This window comes from Betaproteobacteria bacterium, assembly GCA_016720855.1.
In the GTDB taxonomy this organism is placed as follows: domain Bacteria; phylum Pseudomonadota; class Gammaproteobacteria; order Burkholderiales; family Usitatibacteraceae; genus FEB-7.
Map to the genome: position 1 here is coordinate 719,844 of JADKJU010000001.1, position 26,868 is coordinate 746,711.

At 65.6% G+C, this 26,868-nt stretch carries 27 protein-coding genes, 3 pseudogenes and 1 CRISPR repeat array (1 of these 31 cut by a window edge); of the genes and pseudogenes, 3 read left to right on the forward strand and 27 right to left on the reverse strand.

Going from position 1 to position 26,868, the window contains the following annotated elements:
• Positions 1-5: direct repeats of the CRISPR family, unit length 37 nt (it extends 1,253 nt beyond the left edge of the window).
• Between the two features lie 178 nt (positions 6-183).
• From cas2 to IPP91_03175, 5 genes and pseudogenes are all read right to left on the reverse strand, one after another.
• The gene (cas2, locus tag IPP91_03155; protein ID MBL0141070.1) at positions 184-474 is read right to left on the reverse strand and encodes a CRISPR-associated endonuclease Cas2; all 291 of its coding nucleotides are present in this window, start codon (positions 472-474) and stop codon (positions 184-186) included.
• A gap of 45 nt (positions 475-519) precedes the next feature.
• The gene (gene cas1c, locus IPP91_03160; protein ID MBL0141071.1) at positions 520-1,554 is read right to left on the reverse strand and encodes a type I-C CRISPR-associated endonuclease Cas1; all 1,035 of its coding nucleotides are present in this window, start codon (positions 1,552-1,554) and stop codon (positions 520-522) included.
• Positions 1,554-1,949 (reverse strand): CRISPR-associated protein Cas4, encoded by a 396-nt coding sequence (gene cas4, locus IPP91_03165; GenBank protein ID MBL0141072.1) that lies wholly within the window; start codon positions 1,947-1,949, stop codon positions 1,554-1,556. Before cas4 ends, cas1c begins: the two co-directional genes overlap by 1 nt.
• Positions 1,946-3,026 (reverse strand): annotated as a pseudogene (locus IPP91_03170) (IS3 family transposase). Before IPP91_03170 ends, cas4 begins: the two are co-directional and overlap by 4 nt.
• 68 nt (positions 3,027-3,094) lie before the next feature.
• Positions 3,095-3,355: pseudogene (locus IPP91_03175) on the reverse strand (Dna2/Cas4 domain-containing protein).
• A 59-nt stretch (positions 3,356-3,414) separates the two neighbouring features.
• Between IPP91_03175 and IPP91_03180 the strand changes: the two are divergent.
• Both IPP91_03180 and IPP91_03185 read left to right on the forward strand, forming a co-directional pair.
• Complete coding sequence (locus tag IPP91_03180) at positions 3,415-3,657, forward strand: addiction module protein (GenBank protein MBL0141073.1); 243 nt, start codon at positions 3,415-3,417, stop codon at positions 3,655-3,657.
• Positions 3,654-3,938: a type II toxin-antitoxin system RelE/ParE family toxin gene (locus tag IPP91_03185; GenBank protein ID MBL0141074.1), complete on the forward strand. Its 285-nt coding sequence runs from the start codon at positions 3,654-3,656 to the stop codon at positions 3,936-3,938. The genes IPP91_03180 and IPP91_03185 overlap by 4 nt, the downstream gene beginning before the upstream one ends.
• A gap of 15 nt (positions 3,939-3,953) precedes the next feature.
• Here the strand turns inward: IPP91_03185 and cas7c are convergent, their stop codons facing one another.
• The 22 genes and pseudogenes from cas7c to IPP91_03295 all read right to left on the reverse strand — a co-directional run bounded on the left by cas7c (position 3,954) and on the right by IPP91_03295 (position 25,621).
• A complete protein-coding gene (gene cas7c, locus IPP91_03190; protein MBL0141075.1) occupies positions 3,954-4,835 on the reverse strand; it encodes a type I-C CRISPR-associated protein Cas7/Csd2 in 882 nt (293 codons plus the stop codon).
• Positions 4,832-6,625 carry a type I-C CRISPR-associated protein Cas8c/Csd1 gene (gene cas8c / locus IPP91_03195; GenBank protein MBL0141076.1) on the reverse strand — a complete coding sequence of 598 codons (1,794 nt, stop codon included), beginning with the start codon at positions 6,623-6,625 and terminating at the stop codon, positions 4,832-4,834. Before cas8c ends, cas7c begins: the two co-directional genes overlap by 4 nt.
• A complete protein-coding gene (gene cas5c / locus IPP91_03200; GenBank protein ID MBL0141077.1) occupies positions 6,622-7,284 on the reverse strand; it encodes a type I-C CRISPR-associated protein Cas5 in 663 nt (220 codons plus the stop codon). The genes cas8c and cas5c overlap by 4 nt, the downstream gene beginning before the upstream one ends.
• 9 nt (positions 7,285-7,293) lie before the next feature.
• Positions 7,294-9,543, reverse strand: a complete 2,250-nt coding sequence (cas3, locus tag IPP91_03205; protein ID MBL0141078.1) for a CRISPR-associated helicase Cas3' — start codon at positions 9,541-9,543, stop codon at positions 7,294-7,296.
• 110 nt (positions 9,544-9,653) lie between these two features.
• Complete coding sequence (locus tag IPP91_03210) at positions 9,654-11,420, reverse strand: hydrogenase maturation protein (protein ID MBL0141079.1); 1,767 nt, start codon at positions 11,418-11,420, stop codon at positions 9,654-9,656.
• Between the two features lie 5 nt (positions 11,421-11,425).
• A complete protein-coding gene (gene hypE, locus IPP91_03215) occupies positions 11,426-12,475 on the reverse strand; it encodes a hydrogenase expression/formation protein HypE (protein ID MBL0141080.1) in 1,050 nt (349 codons plus the stop codon).
• Positions 12,472-13,659, reverse strand: coding sequence for a hydrogenase formation protein HypD (gene hypD / locus IPP91_03220; GenBank protein MBL0141081.1), 1,188 nt, complete (start codon positions 13,657-13,659; stop codon positions 12,472-12,474). The genes hypE and hypD overlap by 4 nt, the downstream gene beginning before the upstream one ends.
• On the reverse strand, positions 13,656-13,886 hold the full coding sequence (locus IPP91_03225; protein MBL0141082.1) for a HypC/HybG/HupF family hydrogenase formation chaperone: 231 nt from the start codon (positions 13,884-13,886) through the stop codon (positions 13,656-13,658). Before IPP91_03225 ends, hypD begins: the two co-directional genes overlap by 4 nt.
• Position 13,887: 1 nt before the next feature.
• The gene (gene hypF, locus IPP91_03230; protein ID MBL0141083.1) at positions 13,888-16,143 is read right to left on the reverse strand and encodes a carbamoyltransferase HypF; all 2,256 of its coding nucleotides are present in this window, start codon (positions 16,141-16,143) and stop codon (positions 13,888-13,890) included.
• A 72-nt stretch (positions 16,144-16,215) separates the two neighbouring features.
• On the reverse strand, positions 16,216-17,085 hold the full coding sequence (gene hypB, locus IPP91_03235; protein ID MBL0141084.1) for a hydrogenase nickel incorporation protein HypB: 870 nt from the start codon (positions 17,083-17,085) through the stop codon (positions 16,216-16,218).
• Between the two features lie 26 nt (positions 17,086-17,111).
• Positions 17,112-17,453 (reverse strand): hydrogenase maturation nickel metallochaperone HypA, encoded by a 342-nt coding sequence (gene hypA, locus IPP91_03240; protein MBL0141085.1) that lies wholly within the window; start codon positions 17,451-17,453, stop codon positions 17,112-17,114.
• Positions 17,446-18,561, reverse strand: coding sequence for a hypothetical protein (locus IPP91_03245; protein MBL0141086.1), 1,116 nt, complete (start codon positions 18,559-18,561; stop codon positions 17,446-17,448). Before IPP91_03245 ends, hypA begins: the two co-directional genes overlap by 8 nt.
• A complete protein-coding gene (gene hybE, locus IPP91_03250) occupies positions 18,545-19,063 on the reverse strand; it encodes a [NiFe]-hydrogenase assembly chaperone HybE (protein MBL0141087.1) in 519 nt (172 codons plus the stop codon). Before hybE ends, IPP91_03245 begins: the two co-directional genes overlap by 17 nt.
• Positions 19,056-19,256 carry a rubredoxin gene (locus IPP91_03255; GenBank protein MBL0141088.1) on the reverse strand — a complete coding sequence of 67 codons (201 nt, stop codon included), beginning with the start codon at positions 19,254-19,256 and terminating at the stop codon, positions 19,056-19,058. Before IPP91_03255 ends, hybE begins: the two co-directional genes overlap by 8 nt.
• Positions 19,253-20,116, reverse strand: a complete 864-nt coding sequence (locus IPP91_03260; GenBank protein ID MBL0141089.1) for a hydrogenase expression/formation protein — start codon at positions 20,114-20,116, stop codon at positions 19,253-19,255. The genes IPP91_03255 and IPP91_03260 overlap by 4 nt, the downstream gene beginning before the upstream one ends.
• Positions 20,117-20,127: 11 nt before the next feature.
• Positions 20,128-20,583, reverse strand: a complete 456-nt coding sequence (locus IPP91_03265) for a hydrogenase (protein ID MBL0141090.1) — start codon at positions 20,581-20,583, stop codon at positions 20,128-20,130.
• Complete coding sequence (locus tag IPP91_03270; GenBank protein MBL0141091.1) at positions 20,580-20,891, reverse strand: HypC/HybG/HupF family hydrogenase formation chaperone; 312 nt, start codon at positions 20,889-20,891, stop codon at positions 20,580-20,582. The genes IPP91_03265 and IPP91_03270 overlap by 4 nt, the downstream gene beginning before the upstream one ends.
• Positions 20,892-20,894: 3 nt before the next feature.
• Positions 20,895-21,518 (reverse strand): HyaD/HybD family hydrogenase maturation endopeptidase, encoded by a 624-nt coding sequence (locus IPP91_03275; protein MBL0141092.1) that lies wholly within the window; start codon positions 21,516-21,518, stop codon positions 20,895-20,897.
• Between the two features lie 164 nt (positions 21,519-21,682).
• A complete protein-coding gene (locus IPP91_03280) occupies positions 21,683-22,000 on the reverse strand; it encodes a HigA family addiction module antidote protein (protein MBL0141093.1) in 318 nt (105 codons plus the stop codon).
• Between the two features lie 38 nt (positions 22,001-22,038).
• Positions 22,039-22,728, reverse strand: a complete 690-nt coding sequence (gene cybH / locus IPP91_03285; GenBank protein MBL0141094.1) for a Ni/Fe-hydrogenase, b-type cytochrome subunit — start codon at positions 22,726-22,728, stop codon at positions 22,039-22,041.
• An 11-nt stretch (positions 22,729-22,739) separates the two neighbouring features.
• Positions 22,740-24,533: pseudogene (locus IPP91_03290) on the reverse strand (nickel-dependent hydrogenase large subunit).
• A gap of 2 nt (positions 24,534-24,535) precedes the next feature.
• Positions 24,536-25,621: a hydrogenase small subunit gene (locus tag IPP91_03295; GenBank protein MBL0141095.1), complete on the reverse strand. Its 1,086-nt coding sequence runs from the start codon at positions 25,619-25,621 to the stop codon at positions 24,536-24,538.
• A gap of 275 nt (positions 25,622-25,896) precedes the next feature.
• Here IPP91_03295 and IPP91_03300 point away from each other — a divergent pair, with 275 nt between their 5' ends.
• Positions 25,897-26,868, forward strand: a complete 972-nt coding sequence (locus IPP91_03300) for a TRAP transporter substrate-binding protein (GenBank protein ID MBL0141096.1) — start codon at positions 25,897-25,899, stop codon at positions 26,866-26,868.

A 26,868-nucleotide genomic window follows, 5' to 3' on the forward strand; every position in this document is an offset into this window, starting at 1 on the left:
GATGCTCCACGCTCATAACCTGTTGTATTGAGCGCGTAATCGTTCGATCTTGCGCGAACTCGTTCCGCGCAATAATAGGCGATTGGCCTCGTGAACACGACCATGACATCAATCCGTTCCAAATCAACCCACTGCGACGCGCGCGAACCCTCCCACTGCGAGCCGTACCACCGGGTTCGCGCGTCACAGAAGTAGTGGCCCATCGAAATCGACGGAGCGAAACGCACCGTACTGCTTGACTCGAACGTCAGCCGGTTCCGTGATTCGATAGAAGCGCAAATTGTCCTCTTCCTCATCGATCTCGGCGAGTAGCGATCGCTCCAACGCCTCGAACTGCATTTCGTCGACGCGACACTCGAACACGGATTTCTGTACACGCTGGCCGGTGCTCTCACACGCCTTGGCAACACGACGCAGACGGCGGCGCCCGGCTTTGGTATCGGTGCATACGTCATACGCCACAACGATAAGCATGTCTTCTCTCCGCGCACCGCCATACACGAGATGGTGGGGCAGGCACTACTTGGCGACGTACGGGAGATAAACGTCCATCTCGCATCGAATTGTACGTGCCAAGAAGCGCGCCTGCGTGACGGGCAGCAAGCCAATGGGCATTTTGGCGCCGACCAGCGCATGCGTAACCTCCTCCTGCTTGCGCTCTTGCCATGCAGTGACAACGCTTCGTCGACCATGATCGCTGAGTGCGACCGCCCCGCCCTCTCGGATGTCGAATTCATCCTCCGTAACCTGTCCCCGGTTGATGAGGGTGAGCGCCAGGCGGTCGCACAGAATGGAGCGAAATTCCTCCTGCAGGTCCAGCGCGAGTGCGGCACGGCCGGGACGCACAGCATGCAGAAAGCCAAGCTGTGGGTCGAGGCCGACAACTTCCAAAGCGGAACGGCAGTCGTTCATGAGCATGGCATAGAGGAAGGACAGCAAGGCGTTGAAGCGATCGAGCGGCGGACGGCGAGTGCGCCCATTGAGGGCGAAGTGCTCGCGCATCGGCGCCTTGACAATGAGATTGAGCGCCTCAAAGTACCCACGTGCGGCCTCACCCTCCACGCCGCGCAATACATCGAGTGCGGTGGCCGCGGGGACCGCGCGAAGAGAGGCTGCAAGATTGTCCGCTACGCGGCCGAGAATCGCTGCTTCGTCCAGGTTGGCTGCCTCTCGCGCACCGCGCAGCACCACGGAACGGCTGTTGTTCAACTTGCCGGCCACGCAGGCGCGGGCAATTTCCAGCGCAGCCGTCTCGTCCGCCGCCAGTCGATACTGCGCTTGTCGCAAGAGGATATTGCCGGAGACCGGGCCTTCCAGGCGGGCCTTGAAACGTCCATGTCCATCGAGCAAGACAAGGCTCTTCCCCTCATCCGCCAACCGGTGCATAAGAGCAGGCGAGACCAGGACGTTCCCGAATGTGACCAGGCTTCCAATGTGGTGAAGTGGAACCTGCAGGCGTTTAACGTGGTCCACATCGATTCGCACCGTGGCGTTCTCGAGATGCGCATAGGCGTTGGGCGTCATAACGTAGAGCGTGTTCTGGAAGGTGTGCATCATTCATCCGGTGCGAACAGGCTCGCCCGTTGCTGCTGCTGCCGGGCGCGCCCCGACAGGGCTTCGGGCTGGCAGACTTCTCTCAATGAGCATTCGCTGCAACGGTCATCATTTGAAGGCGGCGGCAGGACCCCGGAAGAGAGCATTGCGCGGATGGCAGTTGCGGTCTTGATAACCAACTCGCGCAAGTCAGGCGTTATGGAAACCTCCCGGCGTCGCCGACTGCTGGCGTGGTAAATGGCGCCATTGGGCACGTGGCGCCCCAGCATGTCTTCAAGGCACATGGCTTGCGCGGCAAGTTGAATGTCGTCGTGGACGTTTTGTCGCTTTCGGCCATGCTTGAACTCGACAGGGAAGACGGTACTGACCTGCATGGGGATTTCCGGGCCATTCATAACTTGGAAATGGCCCCCGCGGTTGTGGAATCGTAGCGTAGCTTGAATTCAACGGGCGTGAGGTAGTCGTGACTCGAATGCGGACGCACATGGTTGAAGTGTCGGCGCCACTGCTCGATCAACGCGGGCCTCCGCGGCTTCGGGAACCACTCGAGGGCTCAGGCACTCGTCCCGGAATTTCCCGTTGAACCTCCGGTGCCGTTTGCCAAGGCTTTCCGGGATCAATGTGGGCCGTATGGATGCCGGAGCGCGTCAGCCACTCGAGAATGGCGCGGCTGACGAATTCGGGGCCGTTGTCGGAACGCAAGGCCGTCGGCGCTCCGTGCAGACTCACCAGGCGCGAGAGCACCTCGATCCTCGATTCGAGCGGATGCTCCCGGCTACGTCGATCGCGAGGCATTCCGGGTAAATTCATCGACTACCGTCAGGCACTTGATCTGCTGGCCGTTGGCGCAGGCGTCGAACACGAAGTCATAGGCCCAGACATGGTTCGGGGCTTGGGGCGGCAAGGGACGCGGGCGGCTCGTCGCAATGCGGCGTCGGCCGGCGCCGCGGCATTGCAGTCCTGCCGACTTCCAGAGGCGATGGCCGTTCTGGCCCCATCCCGGCCCTCGCGTCCCAGAAAGATCCGGATGCGCCGATAGCCATAGCGCGGATACTGCGCCGAGCCTGCGCATGGCCGAAATCGCCGGCACGTCTCTTTCGGCTCGAATCGACTGGTATCCCATCATCGATCGCGCCCGCCAATCAGCCCGCACGCACGTCTGGTCAGTGGCCGCGCTGCACGGCCAACACCTGCTCACGACGCGCCTGCGGCACCACTTTCGCCGGTTGATTTCCTTCAGGGTATCGATCGCCATTTCCCGCTCGGCGAGCATGCGTTTCAACTTGGCGTTCTCGGCCTCCAGGGCGCGCAGCCGTTTGACGTCCGCAGGCTGGAGCTGTCGAAACGCTTGCGCCAGCGTACAACGTCTGGTCGCTGACCTTGTACTTGCGCGATACGTCGGCAATCGTAGTCCGGTCGGCCTCGCGCAACATCGCGACCATCTGTTCTTCTGTAAATCGGCTTTTCTTCATGGGCTCCTCTTGGCAGAGCAGGAGCCATTCTCTCAAGTTATGATCGGTCCGAAAAACCCAGGCAGGTCAGTACCATCCGGATGAAACTCCACGAGGTCGGCCTTGCCGATGAGATTGAGCCGATCGCTCCACAACGGCAGCGCCCGCTCCGCCTTGACGCCGGCTTTCATCTCATAGCCCGGCGTATCGACCAAGTGATGTACCGCCTTGCCGCGCAAGGTATGAACGTTTTCCTCGAACGCCTGTTCCAGATGGATCAGCCCGCACTGGCGCGGGCAATAGGCCCAGTGCTGCAGGGCAGATAGCGGAATGGGGTCTGTTTCGGTCACGGCGTTACTGCTAACATCACTTCAACGTCTGTGATTTCCTGGAGGATTCCGTGAGCGCAATGCTGGAAGAACTCGAAGCCGAGGCCCTCAAGTTGTCGCCAGGGGAACGAAGCGAGTTGATTCATCGCCTTGTCGCCAGCCTGGATGGCGAGCCTGTCGATTCACCGGGCGAAGTTGCCAAGGCCTGGGACGAAGAGATCGCCCGCCGGGTTGCCGACATGGAGGCGGGGCGGACGAAGTGGATTCCCGCCGAGGAAGTCTTCAGGGAAGTCGACGCGATCATCGCCCAGCACGGCAAGTGAAGATCGCGTTCGACCCGGCGGCCCGCATTGAATTCGCGGAAGCCGCGCACTGGTATGCGGCCGAAGCGGGTCGGTTTCTTGCCACTGACTTCAGAAACGAAGTGCATCGGACATTGGCTCTGCTTTGCGACCATCCCCTGATGGGTACGCCGGCCGGGAGCAATACACGACGCATGGTCGTTCATCGATACCCGTACGTCGTCGTATATCGAATCGACCCGGATGTATTACGAATTCTGGCCATAGCGCACCAAAGCCGTAGACCGGAGTATTGGGCGTAGCGGCGTTAGAACGGTTCACGCCTTCTTGATCAGACTGACGCCAACCGGCATCGCGGTCTCGTCCACAGTAACGTTGTAATCCGCAAAGCTGCGCGCCGCTGCGACGCCCTCCTTCAAGCGCGCCTGCACACGATCGAACAGGCTGTGTGCTGGCGCGTTTCCCAGCTCGGATTCGTGTTTGAACACGTACACACCTCGCGTGGTCATTTCGCCGCGTGCCGCGGAGCGGTCGTGTTCGAACATTTGGCCAAGCGCGTCCCAGAGCAACGCAAGATCGACTTCGTCGAAACCGGTCTGCTTGGCGAGAAAGGCGGATACGAAACCATGCGCCATATAAAGACCGTAAGGGACGGTATGCTTGCGTCCCATGGTGCGGTTGTCGCCCTCCTGCTTTTCGGCTTCGGCTTCAGTGGCCACGGCCATTCGCGTGATGGAGTGCTCCTGCGCAATAACCGGATCGAGCGAACGCGCGAAGGTTAGTTGCACAGGACCGCGCACTTGACCGCAGTTGATTCCAGTGGACATTACTGCGCCGAAGGTGCGTACATCGAAGAAGTTGCGACACATCCACTTGCGCGCATCGTCCACCGCATCCCCGCCCTTGCGCTTCTTGTCGCTACCAGCCAGCAAGTCTTCACGGCCGATGCCCAAGTAGGCCCGCTTATGCTGATTGTTCAGGATGGCCTTTTCTTTCACGTAAATTTCGAAGGGCGGCTGTTCTCCTTTGACCAGCGCGACAAAATTGCGCACCTTGCGCTTCAGCGCCACGTCAGTAACCAGGCCATGTCCGGTTTCCGCGTCCAGACGCGGGAGATTGCCGGCATCCGGATCACCATTGGGATTGCCGTCTTTCACATCGAACAGCAACACGAAGTCATAGCGGTTTGAAAGGCTCATTCGGATTTACCCTCGGCGATGTTGGTGTTGTCGACTCTTGTAAAGAAGGCTTGGCGTTGGTGGTAATAGCCCAGCGCGAAGCGGCCCTGATCCGGCAACGCGAGCTGGCGTGGAAACTCGGCGAGGTTTTCCATGATCTCCCCGATGGTTCTTTCCATCTGCACCGCGCGCCCCTTGCCAAGCTTGCCCAGATGATGATTCTTGAGCCTTAGCAAAGTCGTGAAGACAACGACAGGCGTGCTGGAGGCAGCGCCATAGTAACGATCACGAATGGTCGCGTTCAGGCCAGGGCTCGCCTCCTCCTGGATCTTCTCCAAGGTCGCGAACAACCGCCCAAGCCTGTAGGCCGGGTTGGGGTTGGAAATGTCGAGCATGGGCAGGAACTCCATTTCTGTCTTTTGGCGACGGTTGAGGCGGTTGAGATAAGCTTTGAGGATCGCGGCGCGCGCATAGGTTGGCTTCTGCTCTGCACGACAGCGTTGCACGGCCAGATTGAGCAGTGGCACGGGATACGGCAGGGCTTCGAGGATGGCGCGCATGACCTCTCCGCCAAGATTGGGCGGGATGTTGTCGGCCTTGTTCAAGACTGCAAGGCTCGTGAGCAACCGAAACAAGGACAGGTGCTCAGGTTCGTGGGGCGCATGAACGATGCGAATATCTTCGAAGTGCAGCTGGATGCGGCTGGCCAGTTCAATCGCCGTAACGGTTTCCCAGAAGCGGATGGCGATGCGCGCTGCATTGGGAGCCAGCCCAAGGACGTGAAAACGGGTGCTGGCATCGCCTACAGCGAACTTGCCAGATTGAACGGACGAATACAGTGCCCGCACCGCGTCAGCGCCCTGTTCCGGCCCGTCTTTGGACGGCTCACCGAACAGATCAGGCAGCGCTGCTTCAAGGGAATGTGCCTCTTCTGCCCAGAACACCGTGGACGTATCGCCGACCTGGATGCGCTGGCGGGAATCGCGCGCCAGCAAGTGATTGAGCGCAGTGGTGTAGGCGAATACAGCCAGTTTCCCCATGGGCGCGTTGGTGCCCTGCGTCTTGCCGTAGGAATTGAAAGCATCCAGGTTGAACGAAACAATGTTTGCGCCAGAGGTTTGGGCGCCCCACACACCCTTGATTGCAGGGTGCAGGCGCTCGATAGCGACTCGTTCTCCGCTTGCAAGACACATCGCGGTGTGGCTCGGGTCTTCCCCCTCCTCACCGATCTCCGATGCGGGGCGATACGCGGCCTTCACAGCGGGACGCTGGCAAACCAGATCGAGGTCCCGGTGCAAGCGAAAGCTCACCAACGGATTGCTCGCAACGATATCCCGCCAGGCAGGCAGCGCTTCCAGCCGAGTGAGATCGAGACCATTCAGGAAGGAGCGCACGGCGCGCACGCCCTTGTCCGCCAATACCTCGGAAGAAAGCGCATCGATCTGATGCTTGAATTCGGCGTGCATCTCTGCAACGCGTTCCCGATATTCGCCTTCCTTCATCTCCTTGCGTTTGACCTCCAGCTTCTTCGCGTCGGGAACGCCCAATACATACTCGGCGTTGTCCCACAAGAGGTTCGCAGCCACTCCGGACGTCTTCTTCGTCCCCTGTGGCACCTGAAAGCGCTGGCCGACTTTCCTCTTGCCCTCGCCGCTGCGGGTATCGATGAGGTTGACCAGTGCCCCTTCCACGTCGATTTCCAGGACGAAGGGGATTTCCTTGTCTTCCAACCCGAAAGCCGCCAGATGGTTGGCTGCGTCAGGGTCGGCTTGTCTGCGACGGTAGAAATCGCAGAGCGCTTGCAGGATCATCCTCGCACCTCCCCACTATCCCACGCCGGCACATCGACCACGCCGCCTCTCATCGCTGCCCGGAAAAAACGGGGCTGCGGATCGGAGGGATTGGTGAAGTCCAGGTCATGAAGCATGAAGCCCAGGTCACGGGTTTCATCGATTGGCGTTGGTTCGGTGCTGACGTCGCTGATCTGCCGGAAAGCGGCGGCAAATTCGCGGCATCCCAAATAGGGTTGATTTACACATTGCCCTCTACCGGCGCGGCGCTCGAACATTTCCTGGTATTTCACAGCCGTGGCTTCCGGATCGAGCTCGCGCTTGAATTCCAGGTCGGCATGAACGCGATAGGCAACGTCGCGGAGGAACAGCCCGGCGCGCTGCTGGCGCTCGTCCTCGATGTAGAGGGCAAGGTCGCCGCCGCCTCTCATCGCGATTTCCACGTTACGCGTAGAAACCACCGCGGAAACCTCGTTGCGCCGCAAGTTGATCCAGCGAATCGGCTTCAGGACTTCAATTCTGCGGATATGCCAGCGCACCGCGGGCTTCCACAGGATGGCCTCGAAACAAGCTCGGGCGGCGGAAGGCGTCATTACGTCGTAACTTACCCGCTCGACTTTCATTTCCGGACGGGTAAAGCAGGCGTAAGGACCGGCGAGTTCGAGACAGAAGGTCTTCATCGTTTCCTCTCAAACTATCGCGCCGGTGGCCGCGGGCGGCAGACCATCTGGGTTGAGCCCGAGCGCGGGATGGTAGAGCCAGTCGCTTTCTTGCACATAAAGTCCGGGAATCAACTCCGCGATGTCGCCCTGTTCGAGCAGCTTCATCGCTTCCCGCATGTGAATATTGACGGTGTAACGCTGGAGCTTGCGCATAAGCCAACGCTCCGGGCCGCTCGCTCGCAAGGTGTTAAGCCACTTGTCCACTTCATCTTCAATCCCAGCTTCCCCGCGAAACCTGACGACGACCGGCACACTGTCCGCGTCACGGATGAGTCGGAACTTCTCGGCGGCAGTGCGGAAATTCACCGCCAAGGTCGTCCCATCGACCTTGAGCAGGTCGGCGATGCCGTGTTCGTCCAGAGAGCAGGAGTGGTAGAACTGTTCGAAATAGCGCGCGAACAAGGAGCGCTCGAGTGGATTTCCCGTGATGCCATGCAGCGTGCTGCGGCAAGCGTCCTCGCCCTTGCGCAGCAGTCCGGGCGGCGCAGGTTTGGGTGCGACGAACACTACTACCTCTCCGCGTTCCAGTTTCCCTTCCCGATTGCAGCGCCCGGCAGCTTGCGCGATCGAGTCCAGTCCCGCCACCGCCCGGTATACCACGGGAAAATCCACATCCACGCCGGCCTCGACAAGCTGAGTGCTGATCACGCGGGTAGGAACGCCGCCCTTCAGACGCGTCTTGATGTCGGCAATGACCCTTGAGCGATGCGCCCCGCACATCAGCGCGGATAGGTGCAACGTACCTGCCGGCATGCGCTGCCACAGCTCGCGCGCATCCTTCCGTCGGTTAACGATGGCAAGCACGGAATCCTGCCGACAGAGTTCGCGAGCCAAAGTACCCCATTCGGTCGGGCAATTCCAATCGTTGGGCAGCCGAACCTTGACTCGCTCCAGAGCGCGGTAGAGCGCATCCGGGTCCGAGGCGATTTCGCGTACGTCCTGCAGGCCACGCAGGTTTTGCCTGGCGTCGAAGTACTCACGCGTACTCAGGGCAGGCTGCGTTGCAGTGGAAATTATTACTGTCACACCGTAATGCCGGGAGAGCAGGTTGAGCACATCAAGCACAGGTTGCAGAAATTCGGGCGGCAGCAGCTGCGCCTCGTCAAGAACAACGACGCTATCGACGATATTGTGCAGCTTTCGGCAACGGGAGGTTCTCGTGGCGAACAGGGATTCGAAGAACTGCACGCTGGTCGTGACAACAATGGGCGCATCCCAGTTCTCGCACGCAAGACGAGATTGGCTGCTTTCCTTGTCGGGATCCGCTTCCGCGTTGCTGTGGTGCTCGATCACCGCGTCATCGAAGATGCCGCGGAATATGTCGGCAGTCTGCTCGATGATGCTTGTATAGGGAATCACGTAAATGACGCGCCGCTTTCCGTGGGCGTTGGCGTGCTCCAGGGCGAAGGCGAGGCTGGACAAGGTCTTGCCACCACCTGTGGGCACGGTGAGCGAAAACAGCCCGGGGCTCTCGATCGCCTTGGCGCGGCATTGCGCAAGGATGTCGGCACGCAGCTCGTTGATCGGAGTGCGCTGAGCGCGAGCGGCGAACTCGGCCATGTGTTTGTTGAATTGCGTCAATAACGCGGGTATCACCGGCCATTCGCCTCGACTCGCTGCCTTGCCCGGGTTCATGTAGGCCTCGGTGTCGAGGAAATCGGCGTCCACCAAGCAGGAGAACAGCATACGTACCCAAAGAGCGAATCCTTCCTTGCCTCCTGGAAGCGCGCGAAGATCGGGCTCGAAAGTGCCGGGGCGAAGAATGTGGTCCGGAGGGTTGGCCGCCCGCGATTCGTCGAGTTCGTCGCGGCTGGCCGGCAGGGACAAACGTGCTTCCAGTCCCCCATGCCAGTCATCCAAACCGGCGTGGTGTCCTGCAATGACATAAGCCAATACGCGACCGGGTTCCTTGAATCGCTCGCAGGCCAGTAACGCACCCGCCGTGGAATGGGGAGCCCTGCCCGCTTCGCCAGTGATGTGCGCATCTGCGTCGAATCCGCTGGCCCGCCGTATGTAGTGCTGGAAGCGCGTTCGGTACTTGCCCAGGTCGTGCCACAACCCGGCAAGGTGCGCCCAATCCGCCGCGCCAAATGACCGCGCATGATCGGCCGCCAAGGCGCCGACTCCAGTCAGGTGTTCGGCCAGATCGTGTGGCGGACGCCAGCCTCCACTCTCGTCGCGCGCGGCATGCGCGATGGGTTTCAGGCTATCGGTCACTGACTATCCCGATCTGCATTGACATTCATCAGGCTCATCGTACAGGCGCGATGGCTCATCACGTGAGCCACGTCGATCGTTCATGACGGGACGCCGTCGAGTCCCCCTATTCAGGCCTGCCCTGCGGGATTCCTCTCCGGTTCCCTCAAATTCAATCTGGCCCGATGCCTTGCCAGGTAGTACGGCGTGCGCGCCTTGGGCAGCTTGTACACGAAGTGATAGCGCGCCACGTGGTAGCTGGGATCGAAGCCGTAAAAGTTGAGCTTCATGCGCGCGAGTTCCTCTTCGCGGTAGCGTTCGAGGGGCTTCGCGGCCTCGTCGGCCTCGCGCTGCGCGCGCTTGTCCGCAAGGGTCGCCGCGTAGGACGTATCGGATGCCATGGCCTGCGCACGCTTCACGACGGCCGCCAGGAACGAAGCGGGCTCGTGTGCGAAGCTCGCGTCGGCCAGGCCCAGGTCCACGGCTTCCTTCGCCCCCATCGGCAGGCGCCGCGCCGTAATGTCGCGCGCCCTCGCCTCGCCCACGCGGCGCGGCAGGAGGTAGGTCCAGTACTCCGACCCGTAGAGGTTGCCCATGCCCCTGTAGTGGGGATTGAGCACCACGCCCTTGCGCATCCACACGCGATCGGCGGCCAGCGCGAGGAAGACGCCACCCGCGCCGGCATTGCCCGAGAGCGCCGAGATGACCATCCGATCCGTGATGGTGACGATCTCGCGCGCGATGTCGTCGATGGCGTTGATGTTCTCCCAGGATGCGTCCGCGGGGCGGCCCGTGGCCTCGATGGCGTTCAGGTGGATGCCGTTGCACCAGAAGTCCGGGCCGCCCGCGAGGACGAGCACCTTGGCCGGCCGCGACTTCGCGTACCGGATCGCCTCGAGGAGCCGGTGGCACTGCGCCGTCGACATCGCGCCGTTGTGGAACGCGAAATGCAGCACTCCGACCTCGCCTTGCTGCTCGTAGCGGATCTCTCGCCACGTGGCGCTGTCCTCGTGCACGTCGATGGTGAGCGGCGCCTCGGGAACGTCCGCGAGCGCGTCACCCAGCACCTCGGCCGCCGGGAGCTTGAGCGTCGGATCGCCGCCCTCCGGCACGGCCTGGAGGTGCGTGATCCACACCGCGCCGTCCACGGTCGCGCGCAGGATGGCGCCGTCGCGCGTGGCAATCACCGCACCAGCGGAAAAGGGGACAGCCCCCCGGAAAAGGGGTCTGTCCCCTTTTCCGTCGTGCGCGCCGAAGAGGTGCACGGCGCGGCCGAACAGTTCGTCTCGAACCCCCGGGAACCCGTCGGCCGAGTGGATCTTGCGCAGGACGGTGACGGTGCTGTCCCTCGCCCAGTCGATTTCGCGATCGACCTGCCTCATGGGCGGACGCGTCCTGCCCCGCGCCACGGCGCCGAGTTCCTCCGCCGGCACGGGAGATTCGCCGCGCGCAAATTTCTGCACCGCTTCGAGCACCGCCTCCACCGCGGCCTGCGTCACTTCGCGGCGGTAGAGGCTCGACTTCGGCGCAAGGCGCATCGGGAAGGACCGGTGCGCCCATATCGGCCCCGCATCCATCTGCGCCTCGGCCTGCAGGACCGTCACGCCCCAGGCGCGCTCGCCCTGGAGGATGGCCCAGTCGAGGGCGGATGGCCCGCGGTCGCCCGGCACGCCCGGGTGGACGATGAGGCACGGCACGCGCGACCAGACGCTCTCCGGAATGGCACGCTTGAGAAACGGCGCGATGACGAGGTCGGGGTTTGCGAGGGCCACCGCCTCGAAGGTGACCGCATCGTTCACGTCGAACTCGATGGCGACCTCGTGGCCGATCGCGGCGAGCTCCAAAAAGAGCCGCTGCGCGAGCCCGTTGAAGGCGTGAGCGAGGAAAAGAATCCTCATGGCGATCAGCAGATGCGCGGCAGCTGCTCGCCGGCCAGCCAATCGACCATGCGGCTGCCCCCGAAACCGGTTCGCATCTGCACGAAATGATGCGCATCCTCCACGACCTCGCCCACCTTCGCGGCATCGCGGCCCAGCGGGTGAGCGCGCATGGCTTCCAGCAGCCGCTGCGCATCGTTCCGCGCGCAGATGGCGACGAGCTTGCCCTCGTTGGCCACGTAGAGCGGGTCGAGGCCGAGAAACTCGCAAGCGGCCGCGACTTCGGATCGCACTGGAATGGCCGATTCTTCCAGGCGCATGCCGCAGTCCGACTGGCGCGCGATCTCGTTCAGGGTCGTCGCCAGGCCGCCGCGCGTCGGATCGCGCAGGCAGTGGATCGTCGGAACGGCCGCGATCATCGCCGCCACCAATCCGTGCAGGGCCGCCGTGTCGGAGCGGATCGTCGTCTCGAAAGTGAGGTTCTCGCGCAGCGACATGATCGCGACGCCATGGTCGCCCATCGTGCCGGAGACGAGGATCGCATCGCCCGGCCGCGCGCGGTCGCCGGAGATCTCGATGCCCTCGGCCACCACCCCCACGCCCGTCGTGTTGATGAAGACGCCGTCGCCCTTGCCCCTTTCCACCACCTTGGTGTCGCCGGTGACGATCGCCACACCGGCTTGCTTCGCCGCGGCCGCCATGGAATCCACGATGCGCTTGAGGTCCGCCAGCGGAAAGCCTTCCTCGAGGATGAATCCCGAAGTCAGGTAGAGCGGCCGTGCCCCCGCCATCGCCACGTCGTTCACCGTGCCATGCACCGACAGGCAGCCGATGTCGCCGCCCGGAAAGAAAAGCGGGGAGACGACATGGCTGTCGGTCGCCACGACGAGGCGCCCCGACGGCATGGGCAACCGCGCCTGGTCGTTCATCTCGCGCAGCCACGAGTTGTCGAAGGCCTCGACGAAAAGCTCGTCGATCAACTGCGCCATGGCGCGCCCGCCGCTGCCGTGGCTCATGTCCACGAGGCCGCGCTTGAAGTCGATGGGGCGGACGTACCCCTTGCGAACGGCACTCATGCGGTGCTCGCCTCCGACCGGAATCGCCCGTACGTGTAGTGCGCCGCGCAGGCGCCCTCGGAAGACACCATGCACGAACCGATGGGCGTCTCGGGCGTGCAGACCGTGCCGAACACCTTGCAGTCCGTGGGCTTCTTCACGCCGCGCAGGATCGCCCCGCACTCGCAGGCCTTGTTGTCGGCGACGCTGCGTTCCGTCATCGTGAATCGCCGTTCGGCGTCGAACGAGGCCCACTGCTCCTTGAGCCTGAGCGCGCTGTAGGGCACCTTGCCCAGGCCCCTCCACTCGAAGGCGCGCCGCAGCTCGAACACGTCGGCCACCAGCGCCTTGGCCCTGGCATTTCCCTCGGGCGTCACGGCGCGCGTGAATTCGTTTTCCACCTCGGCGCGCCCGTCGTTCACCTGCCGCACCAGCATCTCGATGGCCTGCATCACGTCCAGCGGTTCGAACCCGGCGATGACCACGGGCTTGCGGTATTCCTCGGCGAAATAGTCGTAGGGCTGGCTGCCGATGATGGTGGAGACGTGCGCCGGGCCCACGAAGCCGTCGATCACCACCGTGCCCAGGTCCCTCACCTCGGGCGACTCCAGGATGTGCGCGATGGCCGATGGCGTCAGGACGTGATTGCAGAAGACGGTGAAATTCGTGAGGCCCAGTGCCGCGGCCTCCCGCACCACCAGCGCCGTGGGCGGCGTCGTGGTCTCGAAGCCGATGGCGAGGAACACCACCTCGCGATCCGGCTCCTCCCGGGCGATGCGAAGCGCGTCGGAGGCCGAATAAACCATGCGGATGTCAGCGCCCTTCGCCTTGGCCTTCATGAGCGACAGGCCGCCCGAGGCGGGCACGCGCATCGTGTCGGCGTAGGTGCAGAGGGAACGGGATGGCCCTCTCCCGGATGGCCCGCACCCCGCCTTCCGGAGAGGGGTTGGGGGTGAGGCAAGCACCAGTTCGATCGCCATGTCGATGCGCCCGATGGGCAGCACGCACACCGGGCAGCCCGGGCCGTGCACCATCACCACGTTGGCGGGCAGCAGGTCCGTCACGCCGTAGCGCGAGATCGCGTGCGTGTGGCCGCCGCAGAACTCCATGAAGTGGTAGGTGCGGTCGGGACGCACCTCGGCCGCGATGCGCGCGGCGATCGTCCTCGCCAGCCCGCCGTCGCGGAATTCGTCCACGTACTTCAAGCGACAGCCTCGGAGGCGGCGAGGCCCGCGAAGAGGGCCAGCGTTTTCTGCGCCTCCACCGGATCCAGCTTCTGGAGCGCATAGCCGACGTGCACGATCACGAAGTCGCCGGGCCAGACATCCTCGACCAGGGCAAGAGAGATTTCCTTGCGCACGCCGCCCAGGTCGATCACGGCCAGGTCGCCGTCGCGCAGCTCCACTACCTTCGCCGGAATGGCTAGACACATGTCAGGAGACCTCCTGCATCGCGGCCCACGCCTGCCCCAGCGCGATGCCGCCGTCGTTGGCCGGGGCCTCGCGGGCCTCCAGCACCGTGAGGCCGCCGGCGGCGAGCGCGCGCCGAAGCCCCGTCGAAAGGATCTCATTCACGAAGCAGCCGCCACCCAGCGCCACGGTGGCAAGCCCCTCGCGCGCCGCCCATGCGACCACCCATTCGGCCAGCGCCTCGACCAGCGTCGCGTGGAAGAGGGCCGCGCCGAAGCGCATGTCCTTCGTGCCGGCCAGGCGCCCGGCCAGCGGGAGCAAGTCCAGCGTGCCGTCGCGGCCGATGCGCCACAGGGAGCGGTCGGCCTCGAAGGGACCGAACTCTGCGGCCAGCGCTTCGAGCTGCATCGCCGCCTGTCCCTCGAACGCCGTCACCTCGCGCACGCCGAGCAGCGCCGCCGCCGCGTCGAACCAGCGACCGGCGGAAGTGGTGACGGGAGAATTCGTGCCGACCCCAAGCATCTCGGCCACGACAGGAGCGCCGGCCCTCGGGAAGCGCTGCGCGATCTCGCTGCCCCGGCCCAGCTCGTGCAGGACGGACGCCGCCATGCGCCAGGGTTCCCGCGCCGCGCGGTCGCCACCGGGAAGACGCAGTTCGCGCAAGTGCGCGAGGCGCGAGAATCGCGCACCCTCCACGCGAAGCAGCTCTCCGCCCCACGCGGTGCCGTCCGTGCCCAGCCCCACGCCGTCGAGCGCGAGGCCGATCACGGGCGCCGCATGGCCGTGCTCCGCGCACACGGCCGAGATGTGCGCATGGTGGTGCTGGATGGCGATGGCGGGAATGCCGCGCTCGGCCGCGAATGCAGCGGCGAAGCGGGTGGAATAGAAATCGGGATGCAGGTCGTGCGCGCAGGCCGAAGGCTCCACCTCGAGGATGGCGAGCAGGTGCGCGACGGCCTCGTCCAGCGATTCGCAGGCCGGCACGTTGTCGAGGTCGCCGATGTGCGGCGAGAGGAAGGCCTCGTCGCCACGCGTCACGCAAACCGCGTTCTTGAGCCATGCGCCCGTGGCGAGGACCGAGGGGCCCGGACGCGGCAACCTGATTGCCCGCGGCGTGTATCCACGCGCGCGCCGCACGAAGGCCGGGCCCGCAGCCGTCGCGCGAACGAGGCTGTCGTCGCAGCGCACGGCGATGTCGCGGTCGTGGACGAGCCAGGCGTCCGCGATGCCGGCCAGGCGCCGCACGGCCTCCTCGTTGCCGATGACCAGCGGCTCGCCGCCCGGGTTGGCGCTCGTCATCACCAGCAGGAGATCCTGGGGCACGCCCATCCAGCCCGTGCCGCCGGACGCCCCGGAGGCCTCGAAGAACAGGAGCCATTGCAGCGGCGTGTACGGGAGCATGGCGCCCAGGGACGAGACGCCGTTGGCGATGCCCGCGAGCGCCTCGTCGCAGCCGGGGCGCTTTTCGAGCAGGACGATGGGACGCTCGCGCGATTCGAGCAACTGCTGCGACTGCCTGTCGATTCGGGCATAGGGCGAAAGCGAGGCGGCGTTGGCCGCCATCACGGCGAAGGGCTTCTCCTCGCGGTGCTTGGAGGCCCGCAGGCGCGCCACGGCGCGCACGTTCCTGGCATCGCACACGAGGTGGAACCCGCCGAGGCCCTTGAGGGCGACGACCTTGCCGGCACGGATCCGGGCGAGCGCTGCGGCGATGACGTCACCCTCCTCCCGCCGCGCGCCATCCTCGCCGAGAAGAGCGATGGAGGGGCCGCACGCCGGGCAGGCGTCGGGCTGCGCGTGAAAGCGGCGATCGGCGGGATCCCGGTATTCGCGCTCGCACGCCGGGCACATCGCGAACGGCGCCATCGTCGTGCGCGGGCGGTCGTAGGGAACGCCTCTCGTGATGGTGAATCGCGGGCCGCAGTGGGTGCAGTTGATGAACGGATAGCGGTAGCGCCGGTCCGTGGCGTGAAACAGTTCGGCCAGGCATTCCGGGCAGGTCGCGGCATCGGGCGTGACCGGCGTCGCGGCCTTTCCTCCTTCGCTCGCGTTGATGGCAAAGCCGTGTCCCGATGCCACCGGGCACGCCTCCGCCTCGACGGCGCTCACTCGCGCAAGCGGCGGTGCGTCGCTCTCCACGCGGCGCAGGAACTCCAGCAACGCGCGCGGATCGCCCTGCACCTCGGCCAGCACCCCCTGGGCGTCGTTGCACACCCAGCCATCCAGGGCGAGATCGCTCGCCAGCCGCCACACGAACGGCCTGAAGCCCACGCCCTGCACCGTGCCGCGCACGCGCGGCGGCGCTCGGTCATGAGGGCGGCAACGGGGGTGTCCATCAAGGCTTCGCCTTCCTCAGCTTCGCGCCGCTTCGGCGCAGGCGCAGGCGCCACCGCAACCGGCAGAAGCGGCGCTTCGCTGGCGGCGCGCCCTCGCCTCGCGTGCCCCCCCGCGCACCCACTCGATCCAGGCATCCAGGCCGTCGCCCTTCGTGGCCGAGACGCGCAGCACCTGGATGGACGGGTTGATGCGACGCGCATTCGCCTCGCAGAGGTCCGCGTCGAATTCGAGGTGCGGCAGGAGATCGCACTTGTTGAGGAGCATGAGGTCTGCCGCGGCGAACATGTCGGGATACTTGAGCGGCTTGTCCTCGCCCTCGGTCACGGAGAGCACCACCACCTTGTGCGCCTCCCCCAGGTCGAAGGCCGCGGGGCAGACGAGGTTGCCCACGTTCTCGATCATCGTCACGGAATCATCCGCGGGGTCGAGATGCCCGAGCGCGTGACCGACCATGTGCGCGTCGAGGTGGCAGCCCTTGCCGGTGTTCACCTGCACCGCCTTGGCCCCCGTGGCGCGGATGCGATCGGCGTCGTTGGAGGTCTGCTGGTCGCCTTCGATCACGGACAGGGAGAGGTCCCCGGAAAGGCGCTTGATCGTCTCCACGAGGAGCGTCGTCTTGCCCGATCCGGGGCTGGAGACGAGGTTCAGCGCGAAAATGCCTTTCGCGGTGAAGCGGCGGCGATTGGCGTTGGCCTCCGCATCGTTCTTCGCGAGGATGTCGCGTTCCACGGCCACGGCGCGCTCCGCCGGCACGCCGGCTGCGTGCGAATGTGCCGGCTGGTGATCGTGGCTGTGGTCGTGTCCATGACCGTGGTCGTGGCCATGGGCATGCGCCTTCCCGTCGATCTTCACGTCGTCCGTTCCGCAACCGCAAGTCGTGCACATCGCCATCTCTGCGGCATGCTCCACCCTCAGACGCCCACCAGATCCTTGACCCGCATTTCGGTGCCGCCGCTCACCTGCAACTGCGCGCTGCCGCAGCGAGGGCACAGGTCCACTCGCGCCGCGACGGGCACCGACTCCGAGCATCCGAAGCACCACGCCGCGCCGGGTGTCTCGTCGATCGCGAGCATCGCCCCCTCGGCGACGCTGCCGCGCACCACGACATCGAAGCAGAAGCGCAGGGATTCGGTCTCAACCGCAGCCAACTGCCCGATCTCCAGCCGCACTTCCTTCACGCGCCGGAACCCCTCGCGGCGCGCGCTTTCCTCGACGATGCCGAGCACGCTCTCGGCGATCGACATCTCATGCATGGCCCACCTCCAGGCGCACGCCGACGCAGGGGTCGAGCGAGGCCACCAGCCAGCGCACCTGGCGCTCGAGCCGGCCCGCATCCGCGGCCGGCATTCCCAGTGCCCCGCGCGCGAAGGCCCCCGCGGGATGGAAGTTCCACTCGGTGGGGGCGACGATCCGGTAAGCGCAGATGCGCTCGCCATCCAGCGCCGCCTGGTGAACGAGGAGGCCGCGCGCCGTCTCCACCCAGGCGATGGCCGAGGCGCCATCCAGCCGCGCCGCGCCGTGGCCGGCACCGCGCCCCTGCGACATCGACTCGAGCGCGAGCGCCATCTCCACGAGTCGCGCGGCCAGGCGCGCCCCCACGCCCCTTCCCCACGCCGCGATGGCGTCGGCGACCAGGGGATGCGCGGCGGTGCGGGCGAGCGGCCCGGTTTCGCGCGCTTCCCCATGCCAGTGCGGGGTATCGTCGAAGGCCGCATCGTCGAGCGCGGACGCCAGATCGCGCGCCACCCACACGTCGCCAGGCGGAAGAAACGCAACGTCGCTCGCGCCCAGCGCCGGATCGCCTTCGAGGATTTCCGCCACCAGGCGCGCAACGTTCGTGTCGCCCTTGCGCGCCCATTTCCGCAGCGCCATCGTCGAACCCACCGCAAGAAAGTCCGCCGGGGCAGTGCCGAATATCGCCTGTCCCGCCCAGGCTTGCGCGCCGCGCGCTGCGTCGCGCAGGTCTTCACCCTCCGCGGCAGCCAGCAGCGGTGCCAGCGCCTTGCGAGCGCCCGCCAGCGCCTCCACTTCGGGAGCGCGGCCCGCGAGCTTGGGCCAGTCCACGAGAAGCCGCCACGCGTGCTCGTGCACGGTTTCAGCGGCAATGCGCACATCGCGCGCACGGCGCTGCGCCTCGCGTTCGCCCTCGCCCTTCGCGGCTTCGATCGCAGCGGCGGCGGCGATCGACTGCGAGCGGCCGCAGATGGCGAAGAGCGCACCGGCGAGCGGGGCGGCGTCCGAGGCTGCGCGTCCGGTGAAGAGCTTGCCGGCGACGCGCGGCCGCTGCGCGCGCGCTTGCGCGCCCGTCACCCGCCCGGCCGTCGTCGAGATGCGCACCATCAGCTCACCCTCGATCGGCATCGCCCGCCCCGGAAAACCGCCCGCGCAGGAAATCGCGCTTGGAGATCGTCGCCGGCGTGGCCGCCTGCGACGGCTGGTAGCCGTCCGCACCCGGCGCATTGGCCGAATCGAAGAGCGCTTCGAGCGCAGCGTCGGCCGTGGCGCGAGCCGTTTCGTGGTCGGCGAATTCAAGCGCCGGGGAGAAGAGCGAGCAGGCGTGGTATTCACCCAGCTCCTCGTCGACCCCGGCGATGAAGCGGAAGCGCCCCGCCGGGAGTGCCATGAAGCGCTCGCCGCCCACGGGGAGCGTCATCCACTCGCCATCGCCGGGCATGAGCACGAGGTTCACGAACCACGGCGTCACCAGCGCGCCCAGCCATTCGCCTTGCCAGGGGCGGAAGCCGACCGCCTCCACGCGCAGGGCCGCGTTGACGAACGGGAGCCCGTCCATGCGCGTCTTCCAGATGCGCGTGAAGGCCGCTTCGAGCCGCGGCGCCGGACTGGTCATGGCCGTTTCAGTCATCGGCCAGCTCCAGGAACCTCGTCCGCTCGGCAGCGCAGTTGGGGCAGCTCCAGTGCTCCGGGAGCGCCCCGAAGGGTGTGCCCGGCTCGACCTGCCACTCGGCGTCTCCCAGCGCCGGGTCGTAGACGTACCAGCAGACGCCGCATTCGTAGCGGCGCGCCACGGCAGCCTTTCGCCCTGCCGCACCGCTCAGCCCTCGCGCAGCCAGGCCAGCAGGTCGCGCAGGCGCACCTGGCTGTCCTCGATGTCCTCGACGGCCGCGCGCGCGGCTTCCGGAATGTTCACCACCTCGAACGTGTCGAGGATGAGCGTGTTCATGGTGTTGAAGTAGCGCACGCGCCACACGCCCTGGGCGCGGGTGGAGGTGATGCGGCAGTTGCCGAAGCCGCGCGAGAGGATCGCCACCGATCCCTCGCCCAGCATCGCGTCGAGTCCCTCGTGATCCGCGCGCGACAGCGGCAGGAGCGAGAGGTTGACCACGTGTGCCGGCCTGCCGGGACGGAATGCGCCGGCATGATGACGCAACTCGTTCACGATCGACGGCGCGTTCATGACGCCCTCGGGCAGCTGCGCCACGTCCAGGCGCGCGCCTTTCGCCTGCGCAGCGGCTTCCTTCAGGACGGCGGGCATGTCGTCGGCTTCGAGGATGTCCTCGGCCAGGCCTCCGCGGCCATCCTCGCGCTGCACGCGCCAGACGCCGGCGAAGGCCGTCTCCTGCACGTGCCAGCCGGCAGTGCCGTTGCCGGAGCCCACGACCGCACTTACCTCGCCCTGACCCAGCGATTCGTTGAGCGCCCGAAGTGCCCCGGGCGCCATGGCCTTGAGCGAGAAACGCGGCGCACTGCCGTTGCCGGGCCGGAATCCCTGCATCGATTCCAGCAACTGCTCCACGACATCGGCGGCGGCGGCAAGCTCGCCGGGCGCGGCGTCCTCGGGCGGAATGGGATTGACGAGTGGCTCCGCCTTGGGCATCGACAGGAATTCCAGGCCCTCGTCCTCGGGGGGATGCGAACCGGGGCCGGTGGCGACGACGGGAATCGGGAAGGATTTCATGGGCGGGCCTTTCAGGCACAGGAGCCCGCGCCAGCCGCGGCGACGGGAATCACTTTGGGAGGAAGCGGCCGGGTCTCGCTCTCGAGGAGCCCGTTGGCGAGCGAAACGTATTCGGACCAGTCGCGAAGTGCCTCGATATTGCCGAGCCAGTGCCCGTCGCGAAGAAAGACCAGCGCGGGCCAGCGGCGCACGCCGTAGGTCGCGGCCTTCGCATTGGCGATCGGCGGGGGAAGCACCCCGATGCGGAAGGGGCGCGAGGCGGCCGCGCGGATCTCGGGCAGGATCACCGCGAGATCGGTGACCTCGCGAAAGCGGATCGGGTCCTCGGTGAAGAAGAGCACTGCCTCGCCGGGCGTGGCCAGGAAGGCGTCGAAGGAGGCCTCGTCCAGGCGCACGGCGCCGTGCAGGTTCACGAGGCTCGTGATGAGTGGCGGCTCCGTGGGCGTCGGGCGCGCGATGGCGTTCATGTGGACTCCTTGGGACGTAGATGTTCGGGAAGTTCCGGAGTTCGGCCGATGAGGTCGGCAAAGGCATCGTCAATGCCCGTGGCATCCCCCGCGAGGACGGCGGCCAGGGCGTCAAGGGCGCGGTCGGTATTGCCGGCCATCTCCGCGGTGATCACCTCGCGCGCGGCGCCGAGGAACGTGAGCAACCAGGCGCCCGCCGGCTGCGGGCCGACGAGCGCGAGGTCGATGATCTGGCGGCCATCGCGGCCGGTGCACCAGGCGGTGTCGCCCAGCGGGATCTCGACCTGCATCGGAATGGCGATGCACATGGGTCAGGACTCGTTGGCGGCGCGGCGCGCCAGCAGACGCGCGTCGCCGATGCGGCAGGCCTCCTCGGCGCTGGGGCGTTCCGCTTCGTAGCGGTCGAGGGCGAGGCTTGGGTCGAAGAGCGATTCGGTTGCGCCATCCTCGCGCGGCGTGCCCGGTACCCCCCATTGGGCGAGCGTCCGCAGGCCGATGGCGAGCGCGTCGGGCACCTTTGCGCGCACCACCTCCGTGAGGCTTCCGCCGTAGTCCATGAGCACTGCAGGCTGCACGCCCACCAGCACCGCGCGCTCCGGCGCCCGGCCGGAGAGCTTGGCGAGGGCGAGCACTTCCTGGAAGCTCGACTGGTGCAGGCTCATCTTGCCGATGCCCAGGTAGGACGGGATGTCGTCGTCCCGGATCACCTGCAGCGTGCCCGGCTCGAGCCCGTAGTCGATCGCGTCGAAGACCAGCATCTGCCGGGCATCCTGGACGTGGGGCAGCAGGTAGAGGCCCTGCGTGCCGCCGTCCATGAGGGTGACGGAATCGGGGAAGCGCCAGCCTTCGTTCAGCGCTGCGACGGCACGCACGCCGAACCCCTCATCGGCCCAGAGGACGTTTCCGATCCCCAGCACCAGCGTTTCCGTCGCCATCCCGACCCCTTCTCTGTAACTTTTACGGTTACATCGAGGTCATCTTGGCGCCACTGGAATGGCGGCTGTTGATGAGGGTCAAGTAACGACGAACGTCACACGGGAAAAGGGGACAGACCCCTTATTCCCCAAAACGGGTCTGTCCCCTTTTTCGACCACCCTGGTCAGCCCTGGGCTGCCTTCAGGCTCTTCAGGGCCTGGTGCACGTCCCAGGCGCTCTGCAACTGCATCCAGAACTCCGGCTCGGTGCGGAAATAGGCCGCCAGGCGCACCGCCGTGTCGGGCGTGATGCCCCGCTTGCCGCGGATCAGCTCGTTCACCCGCCGGCGCGAGACGCCCAGGGAATCGGCCAGGGCAAGCTGGGTGAGCTTGAGGGGCTTCAAGTACCGGGTGTCGAGGAAATAGCCCGGGTGAACCGGCTCCCGGCGCGATCGCGGACGGCCGGAACCGCCAGCCCGGGCTTTCCCCGGGCGCGCCGTCATGCCCCCTGCTCCCATGGCCGCAACGACCATCATCGGCTCTAGTTCTTCACGTCCCGCCAGCCGCTGATCATGCTCGAGACCACCGTGAGGCCCGAGGTGATGTCCTCGCGGATCACGAAGTACAGGTGGACGATCGTGAACCAGACGAGGTACCACATCCCGAAGTGGTGCCAGGTGTGCACGTCCTGGCTCTGCCCGAAGAGCGGGATCACCCAGCCCGAGAAGAGCGCGTAGGCCCAGCTCTCTCGCCCCAGCCCCTCGCCGTAGAGCGTGAAGCCGGTGACGATCATGAAGATGCTGCCCAGGAGGTACATCCCGAACATCGCGGCCATGGCGAGCTGGTTGTGCCCCTGGTGCCAGTCGTTCTTCGGCCGGATGAAGAGGTAGTGCCCCAGCACCCGGAAGAAGCTGCGCCACCAGGAGGGCTGGAACACGAACAGCGGCACGAGGAACATCTCGCGCGCGTGCTTGTTGCCCACGATCGCCCAGTAGGCGCGCATGAGCAGCATGACCGCGAACACGTACGCGGCGGAGAAGTGCGCGAAGCGGATGTAGCCCATCAGGAAGTTCTCGCTCGCCTCCCCCGGAACCGAGGGCAGCGGCGACCCGATGAAGTACCCCGTGACGCACAGCACCACCATCGCGAGCGCCATCACCCAGTGCCACACCCTGACCGGCGCTTCCCATACGTAGACCGGAAACTTGAGGTCCCTTCCATCGATCGACATGGCGGTCTCCGTTAACGAACCTGTACGCGGGTGATCTCCTCGCCTTCCGGCGAGATGACATGGGTCGCGCACGCAAGGCACGGGTCGAAGCTGTGGATCGTGCGCAGGATCTCCAGCGGGTGCTCCGGCTTGGCCATCGCGGTGTTCATGAGGCTGGCCTCGTAGGGGCCGATCTGGTTCTTGCCGTCGCGCGGTCCCGCGTTCCACGTGGTCGGCACGATGCACTGGTAGTTGTCGATCTTCGTGTCCTTGATCCTGATCCAGTGCCCGAGCGCGCCGCGCGGTGCCTCGCAGAAGCCGGCGCCCTTGGCCTCCTTCGGCCAGGTGGAGGGCTCCCACTTCTCGACGTTGGCGGTGTCGAGCTTGCCGGCCTTGATGTTGGCCATGAGCTTGTCGAAGAAGTACTTCATCTTGTGGGCGCCCCAGGAGGCCTCCAGCCCGCGCGCGGCCGTGCGGCCGAGCGTGGAGAAGAGCGCCTGGATGGGCACGTCGAGCTTCTTGAGCACCATTTCCACGGGCTCCTTGAACTCCGGGTTGCCCGACGCGTAGCCGATGATGTAGCGGGCGAGCGGGCCCACTTCCACCGGCTGGCCCTTGTAGCGCGGGCTCTTCACCCACGAGTACTTGGCGCTCTCGTCGATGTTCTCGATGTTGGTCTTCGAGCCCTTGGTGCCCGGCGCCGAGCACGTAGTTGGGCTCGGTCACGCCGTCCCACGGGTGCAGGCCCTTCGACTCGTCGGCGTACTTGTACCAGGAGTGGGTGACGAACTCCTGGATCATGGCCGGGTCCTTCAGGTCCACGGCATGGATGTTCTTCAGGTCCCCGCCCAGGATCGCGCCGCGCGGCATGAGCAGCGACTTGTTCGACTGGTCGTTGGCGATGTCCGGGAACTCGCCGTAGCTCATCACGTTCATGCTGGAGATGCCGCCGCCGATGGCGCCCCAGTGCTTGTAGAACGAGGCGATGGCGAGCAGGTCCGGGATGTAGACGTTGTCGATGAAGTCGATCGTGTCGTCGATGATCTTGCCGACCATGTTCAGGCGTTCCATGTTGATCGCGCCCACCGCGCCGACGCGGTCGACGTTGATCGAGCACGGCACGCCGCCCACCAGCCAGTTCGGGTGCGGGTTCTTGCCGCCGAAGATCGTCTGGATCTTCACGATCTCCTTCTGGAAGTCCAGCGCCTCGAGGTAGTGGCCCACCGCCATCAGGTTCGCTTCCGGGGGCAGCTTGTAGTCCGGGTGGCCCCAGTAGCCGTTCCTGAACGGGCCGAGCTGGCCCGACTCGACGAACTTCGTGAGGCGCGCGGCGAGGTCCCGGTAGTAGCCCGGGGAGGAATTCGGCCAACTGGAGATCGACTGCGCCAGCTCGATGTCTTCTTCGGGTCGGCCTTCAGCGCCGAGACCACGTCCACCCAGTCGAGCGCGTGCAGGTGGTAGAAGTGCACGAGGTGGTCCTGCGCGTAGAGCGTGGAGTGCATCAGGTTGCGGATGATGTTCGCGTTGTCTGGAATCGCGATCCCGAGCGCGTCCTCGACGCAGCGCACCGAGGCGAGCGCGTGCACGCCGGTGCAGACGCCGCAGATGCGCTCCACGAAAGCCCACGCGTCGCGCGGGTCGCGGCCCTTGAGGATCACTTCCAGCCCGCGCCACATCGTGCCCGTGGACACGGCGTTGGTGATCACGTTCTTCGCGTTGAGGTTCACTTCGACGCGCAGGTGGCCCTCGATGCGGGTGACCGGGTCGACGACGACCCGCTTTCCGCTGTTGTCGAGCTTGAAGCCTTGGGTCTCGATGACGGCCATGGTCACTTCTCCTCACTCTTCGTGGTCGGGCGCTTCTCGGAAGCATTCTTGATGGCGGTCACCGCGGCGTGCGCCACGACGGCCGCGCCGACGACACCGGCGACCACGAGACCCACCTTGTCGGCGTTCGCTTCCACCCCGAAGGCATTGATGTTGGTGAGGCGGTCGTAGAACGAGCCCTTGTCCCAGAACCCGTCCTCGGAACAGCCGATGCAGCCGTGGCCCGACTGGATCGGGAAGGACGTGCCCTCGTTCCAGCGCGTGGTCGAGCAGGCGTTGTAGGTCGTGGGGCCCTTGCAGCCCACCTTGTAGAGGCAGTACCCGGCGCGCGCGCCCTCGTCGTCCCACTTCTCGACGAACTGGCCGGCGTCGAAATGCGGGCGGCGGTAGCACTTGTCGTGGATGCGCTGGCTGTAGAACATCTTCGGCCGGCCCTGGCGGTCCAGCTCGGGGATGCGGTCGAAGGCGACGACGTAGGTGACCACCGCGCTCATCACCTCGGCGATCGGCGGGCAGCCCGGCACCTTGATGATGGGCTTGTCGGTGATGACCTTGTCGATGGGCACCGCGCCCGTCGGATTCGGTTTGGCGGCCTGCACACAGCCCCAGGAGGCGCAGGAGCCCCAGGCAATCACCGCCTTGGCGTCCTTGGCGACATGCTTGAGCTTCTCGACGAAGGGCTTGCCGCCGGGGATGCAGAAGGTGCCGTCGTTGCCGAGCGGCGGGTTGCCCTCCACGGCGAGGATGTAGTTGCCCTTGTACTTGGTCATGACCTCTTCCAGCGCCGCCTCGGCCTGGTGGCCGGCGGCCGCCATGATCGTGTCGTCGTAGTCGAGCGAGATCATGGAGAGGATCACGTCCTTGGCGAGCGGGTGCGCGGAGCGGATGAAGCTCTCCGTGCAGCACGTGCACTCCAGGCCGTGCAGCCACAGCACCGGGGTGCGGGGCTTGGTCTCCAGCGCATGCGCAATCTGCGGCGCAAGTGTGGGTCCCAGGCCCAGGGAGGCGGCCGTGAGGCTGCAGAATTTCATGAAGCTGCGCCGCGTGACGCCCTGCCGGCGGAGCACATCGTAGAAGGTTTCGGTCATGGTCTCTATCTCCTCGGTCGGAGGCTGGGGTCCGGATGCTTCCGGTGACTGTCCCCCAGCGGCCGAGGGGCACTTTTGACCTGCATCAAGCGCAGGGCGCAAGCGCGATACCAGGTAACGGGGACCGTTACACCGCCATACTCCGCCAGCGCCCCCGGGTCTCCGGGTAGCCCACGCCGGTCATCGACGCCGCAGCCCCGTTATGCCTAGACTAGTGCCGTCCGGTCCGCACCCCTTGCGGGCCGAGCCCACGAAACCAGAACTGGAGGAGTTCCATGACCATCCGACGACTCGCCGGCGCGCTCTTGGCGTGCCTGTTTTCGACCGTTCCCCTTGCCCAGACCGAGATCAAATTCGGCCACGTGGGCGAGCCCGGCTCGCTATTCGCGGCCTCTGCCGAGGAGTTCGCCAGGCGCGCCAATGCCAAGCTTGGCGACAAGGCCAAGGTCGTCGTCTTCGGCTCGAGCCAGCTGGGGGGCGACAAGGAACTGGTCCAGAAGCTCAAGCTGGGCACGGTGGACATCGCCCTGCCCTCCACCGTGATGACCTCCGAGGCGGACATCTTCGGCGTCTTCGAGATGCCGTACCTGGTCAAGGACAGGAAGCACATGGCCCGCATCGAGAAGGACGTCTTCTGGCCCACTATCGCCCCGGAGGCCGAGAAGAAGGGCCTCAAGGTGATCGCCGTCTGGGAAAACGGCTACCGGCACATCACCAACAACAAGCGCCCGATCAACACCCCTGAAGACCTCAAGGGGATCAAGCTGCGCGTGCCCGAGGGCAAGTGGCGCGTGAAGATGTTCCAGACCTACGGCGCGAATCCCTCGCCGATGAAGTTCTCCGAAGTGTTCACCGCCCTGCAGACAGGCGTGATGGACGGGCAGGAGAACCCCTTCACGCAGATCTACAGCGCCAAGTTCCAGGAAGTGCAGAAGTACATCTCCCTCACAGGGCACGTCTACACGCCGGCCTACGCCACCGTGGGCACGAAGAAATGGGCCACGCTCCCGGCCGACGTGAGGAAGATCCTCGAGGACACGGCCAAGGAGACGCAGGCCTACGTCTACGAGCTCGCCGAGAAGGGCGACACCGAGCTCCTGGGCAAGATCACCGCCGCGGGCGTGAAGTCGAACGTCCCGAACAAGGACGCCTTCGTGGCCGCGTCCAAGCCCGTCTACGACGAGTTCGCCGCCGCCGTCCCCGGTTCGCGCCAGGTGATCGACCGCGCCATCGCCCTCGGCAAGTAG